The sequence below is a fragment of the Arthrobacter sp. TE26545 genome, assembly GCF_056279005.1.
In genome coordinates, this window is sequence record NZ_JBWBQM010000001.1 from 2,672,185 (window position 1) to 2,688,758 (window position 16,574).

Sequence of the window (16,574 nt, forward strand, 5' to 3'; positions counted from 1 at the left end):
GACGCACTTCTACAAGTCGTAGAAGTGCGTCATCTCACAATTTCAGGGAGTTCCGGGCGCTTGGGCACCGGGCAGGACCGCCTCGATCTGGCTCGCGGTATCGGCGACAACCGCGGCGAGTCCATTGCCTGCAAGCCAGCCGCCCACCAGGAGAAGTCCCCCGGCCTCGCCGCTCACCTTCCGGACCTCGGCCACCCGCTGTTTGTGGCCGACGGCGGCAAACGGCAGGGCGCCGGCCCAACGGACCACGTCCCAGTCCAGCACGTCCTCCGTACCGAGGGGCACGCCAAGCAGGGTGGACGCATCGCGAAGCGCGGCTTCGAAGAGCGCCGCATCGTCCAGGGCCGCGGGATCGACCGTGGACGCGTCAGCAGTTCCACCGTGCGCCCGCCCATAGGACAGCCTGAGCACGTGGGTGCCGGGTCCCGCTTCCTCGGCAAGCCAGTCCCATTTCGCGGTGGCGTGGGTAAGCGCCTTGGCCTGGACGCCCGGTACCTGGGGCGCCACCAGGATTCCGGTGCCCCGCGGCCGGGAATCGAGTTCGGGCTTGTCCACCACCAGGCTCACCAGGCTGACCAGCGGCCCGGCGGCCGGGCGGAGCGCTGCCAGCTCCGGCAGCGCGGACTCCAGCAGCCCGACGGCGGCCGGACCGTCAAGCGCGACGACGAGCCGTCCGGCCTCGTAGTCCCGCTTTTCGCCGCCGCTGACGGCCTTCACGCGCCAGGCGCCGCCGGTGCGAGCAACGGACTCCGCCCGGGTTCCGGGCAACAGGGTGACGCCGCGGGAGCCCAGATCGGCCAGCAGCGCGGAGACGAGCGTGTTCATGCCGCCGGCCAGCCCGGCGACGGCGGAGCCCGCCTTCCTGGCTTCGCTGGGGTCTGGCGCTCCGACCACCCTGCGCTGATGCGCGACGGCGGCCGCCAGGGAACCCGTGGAGCGCATGGCCATGCGCAGGCCGGGTGCGACCATGTCGACGTCGAGCAGTTCCGGGTCGGCCGAATGCACGCCGCCCACCACGGGCGACACCAGCCGGTCCAGGACGCGGCGGCCCATCCGGGCACGGACCAGGGCGGCGACGCTGGTGACATCGCCGCCGGCACCCCAAGTGGCGGGCAGCCAGCGGTCAAGGGAAGCACGGAGGGCGCCGGCCAGCCCGAGCGAACGCCGCACCTCCGGGTCCCAGGGGTTGGCCGGGATGCCGAGCACTCCGGTCTTGGGAAGTTCCTGCGGCCCGTCCGGCAGCTGGACCCAGGCTCCGCCGGGATGCGGGGCCACGATGTTGTCCGCCAGTCCGAGCTCGCGGGCGAGGTCGGACACGGCGGTGGAGCGGGTGGCGAACGACTCGGCACCACTGTCCAGGACCAGCCCGCCGAGTTCGTGCCTGCCGACGCAGCCGCCCCATTCTTCCCGGGCTTCCAGAACGGTGACGGCCAGGCCGGCCGCGGCGAGCCCGCGGGCCGCGAGGAGGCCGGAAATGCCGCCGCCGACGACGACGGCCGTCCGGCGGCTTTCCTGGTGCACCGGCGCTGCCGGCCGGCCGCGCACGGCCTACTCCGCCGGGATCGAGTGGATGAGTTCCACCACGCGGGTCAGCACGGTGGGGTCGGTTTCGGGCGGGACGCCGTGGCCGAGGTTGAGCACATGGCCGGGGGCACCTGCGCCGGCTGCGATCACCGAACGGACGTGTGCCTCGAGGATGTCCCACGGCGCCGAGAGCAGGGCGGGGTCGATGTTGCCCTGCAGAGGAACCGTGCCACCGAGGCGCCGGTTGGCTTCGTCGAGAGGCAGGCGGTAGTCCACGCCCACGACGTCGACGCCGACGTCGCGCATGGCCACGAGCAGTTCGGAGGTCCCGGTGCCGAAATGCACCAGCGGGGCACCAAGGTGCCGGACGTGGTCCAGCGCGCGGGACGAGGCCGGAGCCACGTGCTCGCTGTAGTCGGCCAGGCCCAGCGAACCTGCCCAGGAGTCGAAGAGCTGGCCGGCGGAGGCGCCGGCTTCCAGCTGGGCGCGCAGGAACATGCCGGAGGCGTCGGCGGCCCAGTTGGCCAGGGCGGCCCAGGCCTCCGGGTCGGCGTGCATCATGGTGCGGGGGCCGAGGTGGTCGCGGGACGGCCTGCCTTCCACCATGTAGGCGGCCAGTGTGAACGGCGCACCGGCGAATCCGATCAGCGGCGTGTTGCCGAGTTCCGCGACGGTGAGCCGCACGGCTTCGCGGATGGGTTCCAGTGCCTCCCAGCTCAGCTGCGGCAGGGCAGCCACGTCGGCGGCGGTCCGGACGGGCTGCTCCAGCACGGGGCCGACGCCGGGCACGATGTCCACGCCCACGCCGGCGAGCTTGAGCGGGATGACGATGTCGGAGAAGAAGATCCCGGCGTCGACGTCATGGCGGCGGACCGGCTGCAGGGTGATCTCTGCGGCCAGCTCGGGGCGCAGGCACGAGTCCAGCATGGCCACGCCCTGGCGCACCTTCAGGTACTCCGGAAGCGAGCGGCCGGCCTGGCGCATGAACCACACCGGTCGCCGGCTGGGCTTGCCGCCTCGGTACGCCTGGATCAGGGGCGAATCCGCGGTGCGGCCGTCCATCAAGGGGTGGCCGGCGTCGAGTCCGGAGGCCACGGCGTCCCCGGCAGTGGAAGGGGCAGGCTGCGCGGAACCCGGCAGGGCAGAGCTGGAAGTCATGCCTTCGATTGTGCCGAAAATCGGGGGCAAAAGATAACGACAGTCTGTCGCCGACCGCCGCCATGGCATATGTCACGCCGGTCAGTGGCAGGAGCCATCACGTGCCTGTTGTTCTACGAGGCACCGAAAAAGCTATGATGTCTCTGCTGTGGTTCTTTTTTCTCTGGTGGCAACACATGCCGACATCGACCTTGAGACCGTTGCTCAGCTGAGCACCGGTTCTTCCGTGCTTGCCTCCTCCGCCCTCGCCGAAAGCGGGCTTGTCTCCGGCGCCGTTGTCCTGGCCACCTGCAACCGCTACGAAATCTACGGGGAAACCGCGCACGCGGAGGACCTTGAGGCGGCCCGTTCCGCACTGGTCGGCAAGATCAGCGGATTGAGCGGCCTCAACGAGCAGCTCGTCTCCAAGGCCTTCAGCACCAACAGCGGCTCCGAAGTCAGCCGGCACCTCTTCGCCGTCAGCGCCGGCCTCGATTCCGCCGTCGTGGGCGAACGCGAAATCGCCGGACAGGTCCGCCGCGCCCTCATCACCGCCCAGCACGAAGGCACCGCCAGCCCGGGCCTCGTCCGCCTGTTCCAGGCCGCGTCGAAGACCGCGAAGGATGTCGGGGCGCAGACCGCCCTTGGCTCGCGGGGCCTCTCGATCGTGTCCGTCGCACTGGACCTCGCCACCGATCTCTCGGACGACACCGACTGGGGCAACAAGAAGGTCGTCGTCTTCGGCACGGGCGCCTACGCCGGAGCCACCATGTCCCTGCTCCGTGAACGCGGCTGCAAGGACATCTCCGTCTATTCCTCCTCGGGCCGCGCCGAAACCTTCGTGGCCACCCGCGGCGGCACCGCCCTCGACGCCGACAAGCTGCCGGCCGCCGTCGCCGCGGCCGACGTGATGATCGGCTGCAGCGGTTCGGACAACCGCGTGGAAGCCGCCGAACTGGCGCGCATCCGCGAGTCTTCCACCGGCACGCTGATCGCGATCGACCTTGCCCTGACCCACGACTTCGACCCCACCGTCGGCGAACTCGACGGCGTGGAGCTGCTGACGCTCGAATCCGTCCGGCTCGCTGCCCCGCAGGAGCAGGCGGAGTCCCTCGCCCAGGCCAGCACCATTGTGTCCGGCGCCGCGGCCGCTTTCGAGCAGGAGCGCGAAGCCCGATCGGTCGATGCCGCCATCGTGGCGCTGCGCCGCCACACCATGAGCGTGCTGGACGCCGAGATGGAGAAGGTCCGGGCCCGCCACGGCTGCACGGCTGCCGCCGAAGAGGTGGAGTTCGCGCTGCGCCGCATGGTCAAGCAGCTGCTCCACATCCCCACGGTCAGGGCACGGGAACTTGCCGCCAACGGCCAGCAGGACGATTACGTTTCAGCACTCGAGGCTCTCTATGGAATCCAGGTGGAGCAGCCTGCCACCCCGGCCCGGCAGGCCGAGTGCCCGGTGGACCACCAGTCGGTGGAGGGCCGGAGCGCGCGCGGCACAGCGGACGGCTTGCTCCCCCGCGCGGAAAGCGCCTGAGCGCCACCCGGGAAAACTCCCGGCGTAGCCCGCCCAGGTGGTCACTCACCCAGGCGGTCACTCACCCAAACGCGTTGACGCCCGTCATATCCGCGGATAGGGCCCACAGCCTTCGCGCCGCCTCCGGATCAACCGCGTGCGGGTCCACTCCCCTGTACCGCGCCAAGGGCGACGCCGGGTCCGTGGGCTCCGCAATGTCGCAGTCCTCGCAATACACGCCCCCCATGCCGGCCAACGCCGGGGACGTGGCTGTCCAAACAGACGTGGCGGCGCCTTGTTCGGGGGTTTTGAAGCCCTCCCTGACCTTGCCCTCGGCGTTCATCCACCCGGCCGCGATCATTTCGTCGCGCGCCAGGTGGCGCTGCAGTTCGGTCATGATCCCCCCGGGATGCACGGCGAATGCCCGTACCCCGCCTGCCTTGCCGAGCCGGTCAAGTTCGACGGCGAACAGCGCATTTGCCGTCTTGGCCTGGCCGTAGGCCTTCCATTTGTCGTAGCCGAGGCCGAAATTGATGTCCTCGAAACGGATGGGCGAGAGTTTGTGCCCGGTGGAGGACAAAGACACCACACGGGCCGAGCCGGCGGCGGACAGCGCAGGCCACAGCGTGTTGACCAGCGTGAAGTGGCCCAGGTGGTTGGTGGCGAACTGGGACTCCCACCCCGGCCCCACCCGCCGTTCCGGGCTCGCCATGATTGCTGCATTGTTGATCAGGATGTCGAGGGCCTCGCCGGAGGAACGGAACCATGCGGCGAATTCCTTGACGGAGGCCTGGTCTGCCAGGTCCAGCCCAGCCACCGCGACCGCGTCGGCCGGCAGGCCCGCGGAGTCGAGGACCTTCCGGGCATGTCCCGGGCGGCGTGCAGGCACGGTGACCCGGGCCCCGGCGGCGGACAGCGCCCTGACTGTCTCCAAGCCAAGCCCGGAGTAACCCCCGGTGACCACGGCGGTCTTCCCTGTCAGGTCAATGCCGGCGACAACTTCCATGGCGGTGGTGCCGTGGCCGAATCCCGAAGCAATGGGCCGCTGCGGTGTCCTGGAGTCCTTGCTCATCCTGCAACCTCGTGTTCTCCCGGCGTGGCCGGGGCTCAGTACACCGCCTTGTGCGGTTCCACCTCGCGCACCCAGGCCAGGATGCCGCCGTCGAGGTGCTTGATCCGGGTGTACCCGGCCTTGCGGGCGGCAGCCATCACCGCAGCGGAGCGTGCCCCGCTCTTGCAGTGGAACACGATGTCCTTGTCCTGCGGCAGCTCCGCCCAGGCTTCCCCGGCCAGGATCCTGCCCTGCGGGATCAGCACGGAGCCGTCGATGTTCACGATGTCGTGTTCGCCGCTCTCCCGGACGTCCACGAGTTCGAAGTCCCGGTCCCCCGCCTCGCGGGCTTCCAGCATGCCGGCCAGCTCGGTGGCGCTCACGGTGGGCACGCTGCCGGCGTCCACCACGGGGGTGATGCCGCAGAAGGCCTCGTAGTCGGTGAGTTCGGTGACCGGCTCCGCTTCGGGGTCCTTGGCCACCTTGATCTCGCGCCAGCTGCCGCCGAGCGCGTCGAAAAGCGCCACGCGGCCCAGCAGGGAGCGCCCGACGCCGGTGATGAGCTTGATTGCCTCGGTCACCATCAGGGAGCCGACGGCGGCGCACAGCATGCCGAAGACGCCTCCCTCGCCGCACGAGGGGACCGAGCCGGCCGGAGGGGCTTCCGGGTACAGGTCCCGGTAGCTGGGACCGTGCTTGGCCCAAAACACGCTCACCTGGCCGTCGAAGCGGAAAATGGAGCCCCACACGTAGGGCTTGCCGAGGATTTCGGCGGCGTCGTTGACGAGGTAGCGGGTGGCGAAGTTGTCGGCACCGTCCAGGATGAGGTCGTAGCCGGCAAAGATGTCCAGGGCGTTCGAGGAATCCAGTCGCTCGTTGTGGAGCTGCACGGTGACCAGCGGGTTCAGTTCCCGGATGGCGTCCCGGGCGGACTCGATCTTGGGGCGGCCGACGTCGGACACTCCGTGGATGATCTGGCGCTGGAGGTTGCTCAAGTCCACGTCGTCGTCGTCGATGATGCCGATGGTGCCCACGCCAGCGGCGGCCAGGTAGAGCAGGGCCGGCGAACCGAGGCCGCCTGCGCCGATGACCAGCACTTTTGCGTTCTTCAGGCGGCGCTGACCCACCGAACCGATCTCCGGAATAATGAGATGGCGCGAGTAGCGCTCTACTTCTTCGGTGCTCAGTTCCGCGGCGGCGTCAACCAGGGGAGGCAGCGCGGCGGACGTGGTGGGGGCAGCAAATGCAGTAGCCATACTTCAATGTATGCCCGCCGCTGCCGACAGGTCATATTACCGGGACGTAAAGTGGTCATAACTGCAAAGGAAAGGCGGCAGACAAGTGGCTGAAAGCGCACGCACACAGCAGGTGGTACCGGCTAAGCAGGAGCGGAGCGGCGCAACACGTTCCGCCAGGCTTCCGCGGGACGAACGCCGCGCGCAACTGCTCAGTGCCGCCTTGGAAGTGTTCGTGGCCAACGGCTTCCACGGCGCAGCCATGGACGAAATAGCCGAGACCGCACGGGTCAGCAAACCGGTCCTCTACCAGCATTTCCCGTCAAAACGCGAGCTCTACATGGCCCTGTTGGACAGCCATCTGGCCACGCTCACGGAGCTGATGCTCAGCGCCCTGAACTCCACCACGGACAACAAGCAGCGCGTGCAGGCGGTGATGCGCGCCTACTTCCAGTTCATCGCGGCCGACGACCAGGCCCACCGTCTGGTGTTCGAATCCGACCTGATCAACGATCCCGATGTCAGCTCCCGGCTTGAGACCTTCAACCGCACCTTCGCCGACGCCGTGGCGAAGGTCATTGCCGAAGACACCAAGCTGCCGCCTATGGAGGCCCAACTGCTGGGCCGCGGCCTGGCCGGAATGGCCCAGGTCAGTGCCCGGTACTGGCTGGAGACCGACGGCGGGCTGGACCTCGATGTGGCCAGCGAGTTGATCTACCGTTTAGCTTGGCGCGGAATCAGTCGCTTCCCCAAAGAGTCCTAGGCTAGAAATAGAGAACTGAGTAAACCCTAAACCGGCTGGGAGGCCTTGCTGTGGAAGTAAAGATCGGCATTCAGAACGTTGGCCGTGAGATCGTGCTGGAATCTGCGCTCGATGCCGAGGCCGTCGCGAAGATTGTCAGCGAAGCCATCTCCAAGGGCAGCGACCTGCGCCTGAGCGATGAAAAGGGCCGGCAGGTCATCGTCCCGGGCAGCGTCCTGGGCTATGTGGAGATCGGCGCCGAGGAAGTGCGCCGCGTGGGTTTCGGGGCCCTCTAAGACCTTTCTGCCAACCAGCCAGCCGGGAGGAAACATGCTTTCACTTGTCATTGTGGCCTTGGTCACCGTTGCCGCGGGCCTGATCGTCTGGGCGAACGACAAACGCCACGGCAAGTACGGCATCGCGCTCCCGGCGGGCGTGGCGCTGGCCGTCGGCATGCTGAGCTGGACGATCTTCATCATGCTCGGCTTCGGCTACCAGCCCGGCCTGACCTGGATCCCCTGGGTGCTGCCCATGGTGATCGGAACGGCGGCCGCCGTGGCCGTCGTCCTCTATCTGGGACGGATCCGCACGGCACACGATACGGCGAAGCTGACCGCCGCCCTGCGTCTCTAGGCTCAGCCCGCAAGCAAGTGTGGCCACCAACCATCACGGTTGGTGGCCACATTGCGTTCAGGGTCAGCCGGCGGGAGGGAAACGCTCCGCTTGGGCCACGGCGCTGGCGGCCGCCGCAGCCTCGCTGCAGCGCCGCGCGCCGCGGATATCGCGGCCGGTGACTGCCGTGCCGGCGTCGTGGGAGGTGAACCGCAGGAACACCCGGTTGTAGCGCCAGTCCAGGTCCGGGTGGTGGTTCAGCTCCTCGGCGATCTGGCCGACGGCGGCAATCAGCTCCAGCGCGGCAGCGGACGTCGGCAGCTTGTAGACCGTCACGAGCCCGCCGGAGCGGTACTCCCAGTCCGGCAGGCCAGGCAGGGCTTCATCGATTTCCGCCTGGCTCAGGATGTCCTTCGCTTCGCTCATGGCACTCCTTGCAGAACCCGTCAGAGGAATTCGGCGCGGCCTTCCATTGCCGAGGAAGCCAAAGCGTGCTCGCGGCGCGGGATCCGGCCGGCCTGTTTCGCCAGCCTACCGGCCACCACGGCGTGTTTGAAGGCCTCCCCCATCTGCACCGGATTCTGGGCGCGGGTCACCGCAGTGGCCAGCAGCACGGCATCGCAGCCGAGTTCCATGGCGAGGGCGGCATCGGAGGCCGTGCCGATTCCGGCGTCGAGCACCACGGGAACGGAAGCCCGGGAGACGATGAGTTCGATATTGTGCGGGTTCAGGATGCCCAGGCCGGTGCCGATCGGCGCGCCAAGCGGCATCACCGCGGTGGCCCCGAGGTTCTCCAGCCGCAGGGCCAGCACGGGGTCGTCGTTCGTGTAGGCGAAGACCTTGAAGCCGCGGTTCACCAGTTGCTCGGTGGCGTCGACCAGTTCGACGGCGTCCGGCAGCAGGGTGTGTTCGTCGGCGATGACTTCCAGTTTCACCCAGTCGGTTTCGAGGGCTTCGCGGGCAAGCTCGGCGGTGAGCACGGCGTCCTTCGCGGTGAAACAGCCGGCTGTGTTGGGCAGGACGCGGATGCCATTGTCCAGGAGCAACTGGAACAGGGACCCGGTCTCGGCGGGCGAATACCGCCGCATGGCCACGGTGGTCAGTTCGGTACCCGAGGCCAGCAGGGCGGCGCCCAGGCCGTCCAGGCTCGGTGCCCCGCCGGTGCCCATGATGAGCCGCGAGCCGAACTCGACGCCGTCGATCACCAGCGGATCGTTCTGTGTCCGGATGCTTGTGGTGGTCATGCTTCAGCCTCCCTGTACCGCGGTGACGATTTCGAGTTCGTCGCCCTCTGCGAGCGCCGTCGCTGCCCACTGGCTGCGCGGAACCACCTCGGCGTTGCGGGCGACGGCGACGCCGATCTTGCGTCCGTCCGTCGCCTGGCCGCTGGCGTCCAGGCCGCGCCCGGTGAGTTCCGTGACAAGGGTGGTGACCGAGGCGCCGTCGCCGATTGAACGGTGGTCCCCGTTGAGCTTGATGTTCATGCGTGTTCCTTGATGGTGGCTGGTGCTGGGTGGAGGGAGTTCGGGAAACGGTCGGGCCGGAACCTGGTCCAGCGTTCGTCGCGGCGGCCGTCCATGAGCCCCACGCAGATGGAGGCGGCCGCCGGGGTGAGCAGGACGCCGTGCCGGAAGAAACCGGTGGCGACGATCAGGCCAGGCAGCTGCCCGCCGTCGCGGCCTGCACGCGGAGCGGCGGTGCCGACCCGGCCCAGGAGGGGCGCGTTGTCCGGGGTTCCGGGACGGGCACGGGCGGTGGATTCGAGCAGTTCCAGCTCCGCGACGGCGGGAAGCAGGACCTGGGCGTCGCGGAGCAACTGGTACACCCCGCCCGCGGACACGACGCTGGCCGAACTGGGCCCGTCCTCGCGCTGGCTGGCGCCGATCACCACCGTGCCGTCGTCGCGGGGCACGATGTACACGGGCACCCCGCGGACCAGGCCCCGCACCGTCGCCGTGAGCAAGGGCTGCAAGTGCGGTGGCACGCGCAGGCGCAGGATGTCCCCGTACACCGGCCGTAGCGGCAAGGCGAGCCATTCCGGCAGTCCCTCCAGTGCGGAAGCACCCAGGCCGTTGGCGACCACGGTTTCCGCGGCCCGGACCCTGGTGCCGTCGGCCAGGAGCACCCCGGCCACCGAGGCGTCCTCCACCGAGGCGTCCTCCCCCGCCGCGTCCTCCCAGAGGAGCCCTGCGGCTGCCGTGTTGAGCAGGAAACCGTCTGTAGCTCCGTCAACCCAGCTCGGGTCCTGCGGTGAGTGCCGGCCAAGGCTTTCGAGGATGGCTGCGGCAAGCCGGCGCGGGTCCACTTGGTGGTCTCCGGGAATTTCGAAGGCACAGGAAATCTGCGGGCTGAGCAGGGGCTCGCGTTCGCGGGCCTCGCGCAGCGGCAGGGCCCGGATCTCCAGGCCCAGGCCCAGTTGGACGTCCCGGAGGTCGGCGAAGGCCCGGCGGTCGGCGGCGTCCGCACCTACGGCGAGGGTCGGCGTCGTGCGGTATCCGGTGCCCCGCGCCGCGGACTGCAGACCTTCTACGAAGCCCGGCCAGAGCTGCGAGGAGGCGAGCATCAGCTCGAGGAGGTCTTCCTCCTGATAGTGCAGCTCGCTCACCGGTGCCAGCATGCCTGCCGCGGCGAAGGTTGCACCGGTCGCGGGGGCGGGGTCGATGACCACCACGGACCGTCCCGAGCGGCGGGCTTCATGGGCGATGCCGAGGCCTATGATGCCCGCACCGATGACCGCGACGTCGGCGGTGAGGGCGGGATTCCGGGGTGCCGGGTGAAGTGTGTCCATGGGTCCTTCCCTACGCCGGCATTAACCGGATCAGGTCAAGCGGTCGGCGCTGAAGCCCTCTCAGCCGGACGGTCTTATTACGACGGTCGCGGCTCCCGCAGTACCAGCCCAGTTTAGGGGAACTACTCTGGTTTCCATGACCCAGCATGTTCTGCACACCACTGCCCGCCTCTACCTGTGCACCGACGCCCGGAAGAAGCAGGGCGATTTCGAGCAATTCGTCGACGCCGCGTTCGAAGGCGGAGTGGACATCATCCAGCTCCGCGACAAGACGATCGAAGCGGCCGAGGAGCTTGAACTGCTGGAGGTCCTGCATGCGGTGGCCCACCGACACGGCCGCCTCTGGGCCGTCAACGACCGGGCGGACATCGCCTCCCTTTCCGGGGCCCCGGTATTCCACATCGGCCAGAAGGATCTTCCGCTGCGCTCGGCACGGAAACTGCTGCACGACCCCACGGTGATCGGCCTGTCGACCCACACCCCGGAACAGGTTGACGCCGCGATCGCCGCGTCTCCGGGCCGCAGCGGCCTGGATTATTTCTGCGTGGGTCCGGTGTGGGCAACGCCGACGAAGCCGGGCCGGGACGCGGTCGGTCTGGACCTGGTCAAGTACGCCGCGAATGCGGTGCACGCCGCCGACGAGGAACGGGTGGGCGGCGTCCAGCTGCCGTGGTTCGCCATCGGCGGCATCGATCACGGCAATGTGGAAGAGGTGGTGCAGGCCGGAGCCAGCCGCATCGTGGTGGTGCGGGCGATCACCGAAGCCAGCGACCCGACGGCGGCAGCGCAGTCGCTGCTCGCAGCCCTGCCCGAGGCTTAATGGGCCCGCAGTCACAATCGGTTCAATGACGACGGCGGCCGCCGCCCCGGGTGCTTATTGCACCTTGGGCGACGGCCGCCGTCGTTGTTTCAGCGGAAATGCTTAGGCGCCGTAGCGGGCGCCTTCAGGCTTGGACTCGATGACAGTCAGGACCAGCAGGATGATGCCGCCGACGAACGGGATCAGGCCCAGAAGGACGAACCAGCCGCTGCGGCCGGTGTCGTGCAGGCGGCGGACAATGATGGCCAGGTTCGGCACGAGGTGGGCAAGGCCCCAGAGGCCGGCCAACGCGCCGAAGAGCAGGGCCGCGGCAGGGAACGCCTGGGTTGCCGCCTGCTGCTCCGCAACGGTGGTGGCGGATGCGACGGATGCCGTATAGCCCGCCAGCACGACGTAATACGGAATCCAGAGCACGAAGTTGACAATCGCCTGGTACAGGGCGACCCACCAGTACTCGCTGCGGTTGGAACGCCCGGAGAATTCGGCGTAGCGCCGGTAGTACTGCTTGATGGCCTCTACGAAGCCGACCTGGGCGCGCGGGGCAAAGGTCCGCGGCGCCGCGTAGTAGGGCGGGACCGGGCCACCGTAAGGCTGGCCCGCCGGGTTCTCGTAACTCATTGAAGGATCTCCCTCGGATAATGGATGCGATGTGTGGCGAGGGAGCTGCTTATATCCCCCACCCGCAACACTAGACGCACAGGCACCACGAGGAAACAGTCTGCGCTTCCCATTGACGCAGGGCGCAATACTGCGCATCACGGCGTCGTTTCCAGCCCAATCCGGATCGGTTACCCTGACTTTCGTGTCACATCACCGGATAACCCCGAATGTCAGTAAGACGTCGAACCAGCTGGCGGAGGCACTCGCCGCGCTACGGACGGAACTGGAGCTGCCCGGGGACTTTCCACACGACGCCATTGCCGAGGCCAAGGAAGCCGTGGCCCGGCACTCCCTGCCACCGCTGGACCTCGACCACATCCCTTTCGTGACCATCGATCCTGCCAGTTCCACGGACCTCGACCAGGCGCTGCACATCGAGCGCGCCGGCGAAGGCTACAAGGTCTTCTACGCCATCACCGACGTCCCCTCCTTCGTTACCCCCGGCGGCGCCCTGGACGAGGAGACACGGCACCGCGGGCAGACGTTCTACGCCCCGGACGGACGGATCCCCCTGCACCCGGAGGTCATCAGCGAGCACGCCGGCAGCCTGCTGGCCGGGCAGCGCTGCGGCGCGTTTGTCTGGGAGTTCGCATTGGATGCCGCGGCGGAGGTCCGCTCGGCATCGGTGCGGCGGGCCAGCGTCCGCAGCCGGGCGAAGCTCAACTACCGCGACGTCCAGGCCGAGATCGACGCCGGCACGGCAGCACCGGTCCTGCAGCTGCTCAAGGAGGTGGGCCTGAAGCGCGTGGACCTGGAGCGCCGTCGCGGCGGAGCGAGCCTGAACATGCCGGACCAGGAGATCGCTGCCCTGCCGCTGGGCGACTACCGGATCGTGGCCGCGCCGTCACTGCCGGTGGAGGACTGGAACGCCCAGATCTCGTTGATGACCGGCATGGCGGCCGCCGAGCTGATGCTGGACGGCAAAGTGGGCATCCTGCGCACCATGCCCTCTCCGGACGAGCGCTCGCTGCTGCATTTCAAGCGCCAGACGGCAGCGCTCGGCAAGCCGTGGAGGGACGGCGACGGCGGCATGAGCTACGGCGAATACCTCCGGACTTTGGACCCCACTGACCCCAAGCAACTGGCCATCCTGCATTCGGCGGGCATGCTGTTCCGGGGGGCCGGCTACACCCCCTTCGACGGCGAGGTCCCCGGCTACGTGCTGCAGTCCGCCATCGGCGCACCCTACGCCCACGCCACCGCCCCGCTGCGGCGCCTCGTCGACCGCTTTGTCCTGGTGATCTGCGAGGCCCTGAGCAACGGCAACGGAATTCCCGCATGGGCCCGCGAGGCGCTGCCGGCGCTGCCGGCGATCATGGCCACGTCTGACCAACTGGCCGGCAGGCTCGAGCGGCTGGCGCTGGACACCGTGGAGGCCGCGCTGCTCGTGAGCCATGTGGGCGAGGAGTTCGACGCCGTCGTCATCTCCGGCTCCAAGCCGAACGGATCCAAGCCGAACGGCAACAATGGCAACGGGAACGGCAACGGCCGCCCCTCCGGCGTCGTGCAGATCGCCGAACCAGCAGTCACCGCCCGCTGCGAGGGCGAGATGGAATCCGGCACCAAGGTCCGTGTGCGGCTACTGGCCGCCGATATCAACACCCGGCAGATTTCCCTCGAACTGATCGGCTGACGTGGCGTCTTCAGCGGGCCAAGCGGAGAAACCGTTACACTTGACCCGTAGTAATGGATGCCCGGTCGTTGATTCATTTCCTTTTTGACTCAACAAGCCCGCACCTACGCGATCTTGAGATTTGCCCGCTGGTCACCAGTGCCAGTATTCAGATAGCCCGCGATCGGCTTCCACTGGACCTGCTTGCGCCCCTCCGTGCTCCGGAACGGCTCCGCCGGAACCGTCGAGCACACAGCGCAGCCCAAATGAATAAGGAAACTCCCCTGTGAGTGAATTGCACACCCATGAAGTCCTAAGTGACGGCAACGAATCGATCGAACCCGAGGAAACCATCACCTCGGACGAAACGCCCCACGAGATCGAAGAGAAATCCTTCGCCGACTTCAACGTCCGTGCCGACATCGTGGAATCGCTGGCCGACGCCGGTATCACCCACCCCTTCCCTATCCAGGCCATGACCCTTCCGGTCGCCTTGGGCGGCCATGACATCATCGGCCAGGCCAAGACCGGCACCGGAAAGACCCTCGGCTTCGGCATCCCGGCCCTGCAGCGCGTCGTCGGCCAGGACGACCCCGGCTACGAAAAGCTCGCCGTCCCGGGTGCCCCGCAGGCACTCGTGATCGTTCCCACCCGGGAGCTCGCGGTGCAGGTGGCCAACGACCTCCAGACCGCGTCCCGCAAGCGCAACGCACGCATTGCCACCATCTACGGCGGCCGCGCCTACGAACCGCAGATCGAGGCCCTGCAGAAGGGCGTCGAGCTCGTTGTCGGCACCCCGGGGCGCCTGATCGACCTCTACAAGCAAAAGCACCTGAGCCTGAAGAACGTCAAGATCGTTGTCCTCGACGAGGCCGACGAGATGCTGGACCTCGGCTTCCTGCCCGACGTCGAGACCCTGATCGCAGGCACCCCGGCGGTACGCCAGACGCTGCTGTTCTCCGCCACCATGCCCGGCCCGGTCATCGCGATGGCCCGCCGCTACATGACGCAGCCCACCCACATCCGCGCCGCCGACCCCAATGACGAGGGGCTGACCAAGCGCGATATCCGCCAGCTCATCTACCGTGCGCACAGCATGGATAAGACCGAGGTCGTCTCCCGCATCCTGCAGTCGAAGGGCCGCGGACGCACCATCATCTTCACGAAGACCAAGCGCACTGCCGCGAAGGTGGCCGAGGAACTGGTGGACCGCGGCTTCGCAGCCGCCGCCATCCACGGCGACCTCGGACAGGGCGCCCGCGAGCAGGCCCTGCGTGCCTTCCGGAACAACAAGGTGGACGTGCTCGTTGCCACCGACGTCGCCGCCCGCGGTATCGACGTCGAGGATGTCACGCACGTCATCAACTACCAGTGCGTTGAGGACGAGAAGATCTACCTGCACCGCGTCGGCCGTACCGGCCGGGCCGGCAACAAGGGCACCGCCGTCACCTTCGTCGATTGGGACGACGTTCCGCGCTGGGCCCTCATCAACAAGGCCCTGGGCCTGAACGTGCCTGAGCCGGTGGAGACTTATTCCTCCTCGCCGCACCTGTACACCGACCTGGATATCCCGGAGGGCACCAAGGGCCGACTGCCGCGCGACAAGCGGGTGCTGGCCGGCGTCGACGCCGAGGTCCTGGAGGATCTTGGCGAGACCGGCAAGAAGAACTCCCGTTCCGGCGGCCGTGGCGGAAAGTCCGACGGCGGACGCCGCCAGGGCGGTTCCGGCGGCTCCGCGTCCAAGGACAGTGACGGCGGCCGTACCCGTACCCGTCGCCGCCGCAGCGAAGGTGAGGCAGCACCGTCGGAGGGTGCAGTCCGTTCCGCCGCCTCGGCCGATGCCGCGCAGTCCGGTGAGGGCACCGGCGAGAAGCCGGCGCGCGCCCGCCGTGCCCGCACCCGCCGCCGCAACGGCGAGGTTGTCTCCTCCGCCGCTGAGAACGCCGAGGCATAAACGCCTCAATGACTGACACTGTTTGGGCGCCGGACGGCAGCAACCTGGTGGTGCATGCGGACAACGCCGCGTTCCTCCCCACGCTGCCGGACGGCGCCTTCACACTGATCTACGTCGATCCGCCCTTCAACACGGGCAGGGTGCAGCGCCGCCAGGAAACCCGGATGGTCCGCAACGCCGACGGCGAAGGCGATCGGCTTGGCTTCAAGGGCCGGTCCTACGACACCATCAAGGGCGCCCTGCACAGCTACGACGACGCCTTCAGCGACTACTGGTCTTTCCTGGAGCCCCGGCTGCTCGAGGCCTGGCGGCTGCTGTCCGAGGACGGCACCCTGTACCTGCACCTGGACTACCGCGAGGTGCACTACGCCAAGGTGATGCTCGATGCGATCTTCGGCCGGGAATGCTTCCTCAACGAGATCATCTGGGCCTACGACTACGGGGCACGGGCAAGGAACCGCTGGCCCACGAAGCACGACAACATCCTTGTCTACGTGAAGAACCCGGCGAAGTACCATTTCGACAACGACGAAGTGGACCGGGAGCCCTACATGGCTCCCGGCCTGGTCACAGAGGCCAAGCGGAAAAAAGGCAAGCTGCCCACGGACGTCTGGTGGCACACCATCGTGTCCCCGACCGGCAAGGAGAAGACCGGTTACCCGACGCAGAAGCCCGAAGGGCTGGTGCGCCGGATCGTTTCGGCCTCAAGCCGGCCCGGGGACTGGTGCCTTGACTTCTTCGCAGGGTCCGGGACGCTCGGTGCGGTCGCCGGGAAGCTTGGCCGCAGGTTCGTCTGCGTGGACCAGAACGCCCCCGCAATCGACATCATGCGCAAGCGCTTGGACGGCAAGGCCGAGTTCGTGGAGCAAGCGGCCGACGAAGCCGCAGTCTGATCACGCCAACCCGCTGATCACGCCAACCCGCGG

17 protein-coding genes and 1 riboswitch are annotated in these 16,574 nt (G+C 68.1%); of the genes, 8 read left to right on the plus strand and 9 right to left on the minus strand.

Features of this window, described 5'->3' with window-relative positions:
• Positions 1–42 precede the first annotated feature (42 nt).
• Together hemG and hemE are read right to left on the minus strand one after the other, a co-directional pair.
• Positions 43–1,545 carry a protoporphyrinogen oxidase gene (gene hemG, locus ACZ9CK_RS11980; protein WP_476050058.1) on the minus strand — a complete coding sequence of 501 codons (1,503 nt, stop codon included), beginning with the start codon at positions 1,543–1,545 and terminating at the stop codon, positions 43–45.
• 3 nt (positions 1,546–1,548) lie between these two features.
• Entirely contained in the window at positions 1,549–2,682 is a 1,134-nt protein-coding gene (hemE, locus tag ACZ9CK_RS11985) for a uroporphyrinogen decarboxylase (RefSeq protein WP_426298740.1), read from the minus strand.
• 148 nt (positions 2,683–2,830) lie between these two features.
• Here hemE and ACZ9CK_RS11990 point away from each other — a divergent pair, with 148 nt between their 5' ends.
• On the plus strand, positions 2,831–4,195 hold the full coding sequence (locus ACZ9CK_RS11990) for a glutamyl-tRNA reductase (protein ID WP_426298742.1): 1,365 nt from the start codon (positions 2,831–2,833) through the stop codon (positions 4,193–4,195).
• A gap of 61 nt (positions 4,196–4,256) precedes the next feature.
• On the opposite strand, the gene ACZ9CK_RS11995 is transcribed toward ACZ9CK_RS11990, so the two are convergent.
• Complete coding sequence (locus ACZ9CK_RS11995; RefSeq protein ID WP_476050059.1) at positions 4,257–5,246, minus strand: SDR family NAD(P)-dependent oxidoreductase; 990 nt, start codon at positions 5,244–5,246, stop codon at positions 4,257–4,259.
• Between the two features lie 35 nt (positions 5,247–5,281).
• Positions 5,282–6,481 (minus strand): molybdopterin-synthase adenylyltransferase MoeB, encoded by a 1,200-nt coding sequence (moeB, locus tag ACZ9CK_RS12000; protein WP_476050060.1) that lies wholly within the window; start codon positions 6,479–6,481, stop codon positions 5,282–5,284.
• Between the two features lie 85 nt (positions 6,482–6,566).
• Between moeB and ACZ9CK_RS12005 the strand changes: the two genes are divergently transcribed.
• From ACZ9CK_RS12005 to ACZ9CK_RS12015, 3 genes are read left to right on the plus strand one after another with little or no spacing between them, the layout of a single operon-like run.
• Entirely contained in the window at positions 6,567–7,223 is a 657-nt protein-coding gene (locus tag ACZ9CK_RS12005) for a TetR/AcrR family transcriptional regulator (protein ID WP_426298748.1), read from the plus strand.
• Between the two features lie 50 nt (positions 7,224–7,273).
• Positions 7,274–7,498, plus strand: a complete 225-nt coding sequence (locus tag ACZ9CK_RS12010; protein WP_120520018.1) for a DUF3107 domain-containing protein — start codon at positions 7,274–7,276, stop codon at positions 7,496–7,498.
• A 34-nt stretch (positions 7,499–7,532) separates the two neighbouring features.
• Complete coding sequence (locus ACZ9CK_RS12015) at positions 7,533–7,835, plus strand: hypothetical protein (protein ID WP_426298750.1); 303 nt, start codon at positions 7,533–7,535, stop codon at positions 7,833–7,835.
• A 63-nt stretch (positions 7,836–7,898) separates the two neighbouring features.
• Here ACZ9CK_RS12015 and ACZ9CK_RS12020 read toward each other — a convergent pair whose 3' ends face one another.
• From ACZ9CK_RS12020 to ACZ9CK_RS12035, 4 genes are all read right to left on the minus strand, one after another.
• Positions 7,899–8,240: a 4a-hydroxytetrahydrobiopterin dehydratase gene (locus ACZ9CK_RS12020; protein WP_476050061.1), complete on the minus strand. Its 342-nt coding sequence runs from the start codon at positions 8,238–8,240 to the stop codon at positions 7,899–7,901.
• 20 nt (positions 8,241–8,260) lie between these two features.
• Entirely contained in the window at positions 8,261–9,058 is a 798-nt protein-coding gene (locus ACZ9CK_RS12025) for a thiazole synthase (protein WP_426298754.1), read from the minus strand.
• Positions 9,059–9,061: 3 nt separating this feature from the next.
• On the minus strand, positions 9,062–9,298 hold the full coding sequence (gene thiS, locus ACZ9CK_RS12030) for a sulfur carrier protein ThiS (RefSeq protein ID WP_115787935.1): 237 nt from the start codon (positions 9,296–9,298) through the stop codon (positions 9,062–9,064).
• Positions 9,295–10,602, minus strand: a complete 1,308-nt coding sequence (locus ACZ9CK_RS12035) for an FAD-dependent oxidoreductase (protein WP_476050062.1) — start codon at positions 10,600–10,602, stop codon at positions 9,295–9,297. Before ACZ9CK_RS12035 ends, thiS begins: the two co-directional genes overlap by 4 nt.
• Positions 10,593–10,711: riboswitch (TPP riboswitch) on the minus strand. Its footprint overlaps the gene before it by 10 nt.
• A gap of 27 nt (positions 10,712–10,738) precedes the next feature.
• On the opposite strand from ACZ9CK_RS12035, the gene thiE reads away from it, so the two are divergent.
• Positions 10,739–11,422 (plus strand): thiamine phosphate synthase, encoded by a 684-nt coding sequence (gene thiE, locus ACZ9CK_RS12040; RefSeq protein WP_426298758.1) that lies wholly within the window; start codon positions 10,739–10,741, stop codon positions 11,420–11,422.
• A 102-nt stretch (positions 11,423–11,524) separates the two neighbouring features.
• Here thiE and ACZ9CK_RS12045 read toward each other — a convergent pair whose 3' ends face one another.
• Positions 11,525–12,040 carry a DUF805 domain-containing protein gene (locus ACZ9CK_RS12045; protein ID WP_476050063.1) on the minus strand — a complete coding sequence of 172 codons (516 nt, stop codon included), beginning with the start codon at positions 12,038–12,040 and terminating at the stop codon, positions 11,525–11,527.
• Between the two features lie 184 nt (positions 12,041–12,224).
• On the opposite strand from ACZ9CK_RS12045, the gene ACZ9CK_RS12050 reads away from it, so the two are divergent.
• From ACZ9CK_RS12050 to ACZ9CK_RS12060, 3 genes are all read left to right on the plus strand, one after another.
• On the plus strand, positions 12,225–13,715 hold the full coding sequence (locus tag ACZ9CK_RS12050; protein WP_426298762.1) for an RNB domain-containing ribonuclease: 1,491 nt from the start codon (positions 12,225–12,227) through the stop codon (positions 13,713–13,715).
• A 265-nt stretch (positions 13,716–13,980) separates the two neighbouring features.
• Positions 13,981–15,648, plus strand: coding sequence for a DEAD/DEAH box helicase (locus tag ACZ9CK_RS12055; RefSeq protein ID WP_476050064.1), 1,668 nt, complete (start codon positions 13,981–13,983; stop codon positions 15,646–15,648).
• Between the two features lie 8 nt (positions 15,649–15,656).
• The gene (locus ACZ9CK_RS12060) at positions 15,657–16,541 is read left to right on the plus strand and encodes a DNA-methyltransferase (protein WP_426298766.1); all 885 of its coding nucleotides are present in this window, start codon (positions 15,657–15,659) and stop codon (positions 16,539–16,541) included.
• Positions 16,542–16,574 lie beyond the last annotated feature (33 nt).

What these genes read in the sequence shown, in the direction of transcription:
- ACZ9CK_RS12060 (WP_426298766.1), top strand. Translation starts at nt 15,657, where the DNA reads ATGACTGACACTGTTTGGGCGCCGGACGGCAGCAACCTGGTGGTGCAT.
- ACZ9CK_RS12025 (WP_426298754.1), bottom strand. Translation starts at nt 9,058, where the DNA reads ATGACCACCACAAGCATCCGGACACAGAACGATCCGCTGGTGATCGAC.
- ACZ9CK_RS11995 (WP_476050059.1), bottom strand. Translation starts at nt 5,246, where the DNA reads ATGAGCAAGGACTCCAGGACACCGCAGCGGCCCATTGCTTCGGGATTC.
- ACZ9CK_RS12015 (WP_426298750.1), top strand. Translation starts at nt 7,533, where the DNA reads ATGCTTTCACTTGTCATTGTGGCCTTGGTCACCGTTGCCGCGGGCCTG.
- ACZ9CK_RS12035 (WP_476050062.1), bottom strand. Translation starts at nt 10,602, where the DNA reads ATGGACACACTTCACCCGGCACCCCGGAATCCCGCCCTCACCGCCGAC.
- moeB (WP_476050060.1), bottom strand. Translation starts at nt 6,481, where the DNA reads ATGGCTACTGCATTTGCTGCCCCCACCACGTCCGCCGCGCTGCCTCCC.
- thiE (WP_426298758.1), top strand. Translation starts at nt 10,739, where the DNA reads ATGACCCAGCATGTTCTGCACACCACTGCCCGCCTCTACCTGTGCACC.
- thiS (WP_115787935.1), bottom strand. Translation starts at nt 9,298, where the DNA reads ATGAACATCAAGCTCAACGGGGACCACCGTTCAATCGGCGACGGCGCC.
- hemE (WP_426298740.1), bottom strand. Translation starts at nt 2,682, where the DNA reads ATGACTTCCAGCTCTGCCCTGCCGGGTTCCGCGCAGCCTGCCCCTTCC.
- ACZ9CK_RS12020 (WP_476050061.1), bottom strand. Translation starts at nt 8,240, where the DNA reads ATGAGCGAAGCGAAGGACATCCTGAGCCAGGCGGAAATCGATGAAGCC.
- ACZ9CK_RS12045 (WP_476050063.1), bottom strand. Translation starts at nt 12,040, where the DNA reads ATGAGTTACGAGAACCCGGCGGGCCAGCCTTACGGTGGCCCGGTCCCG.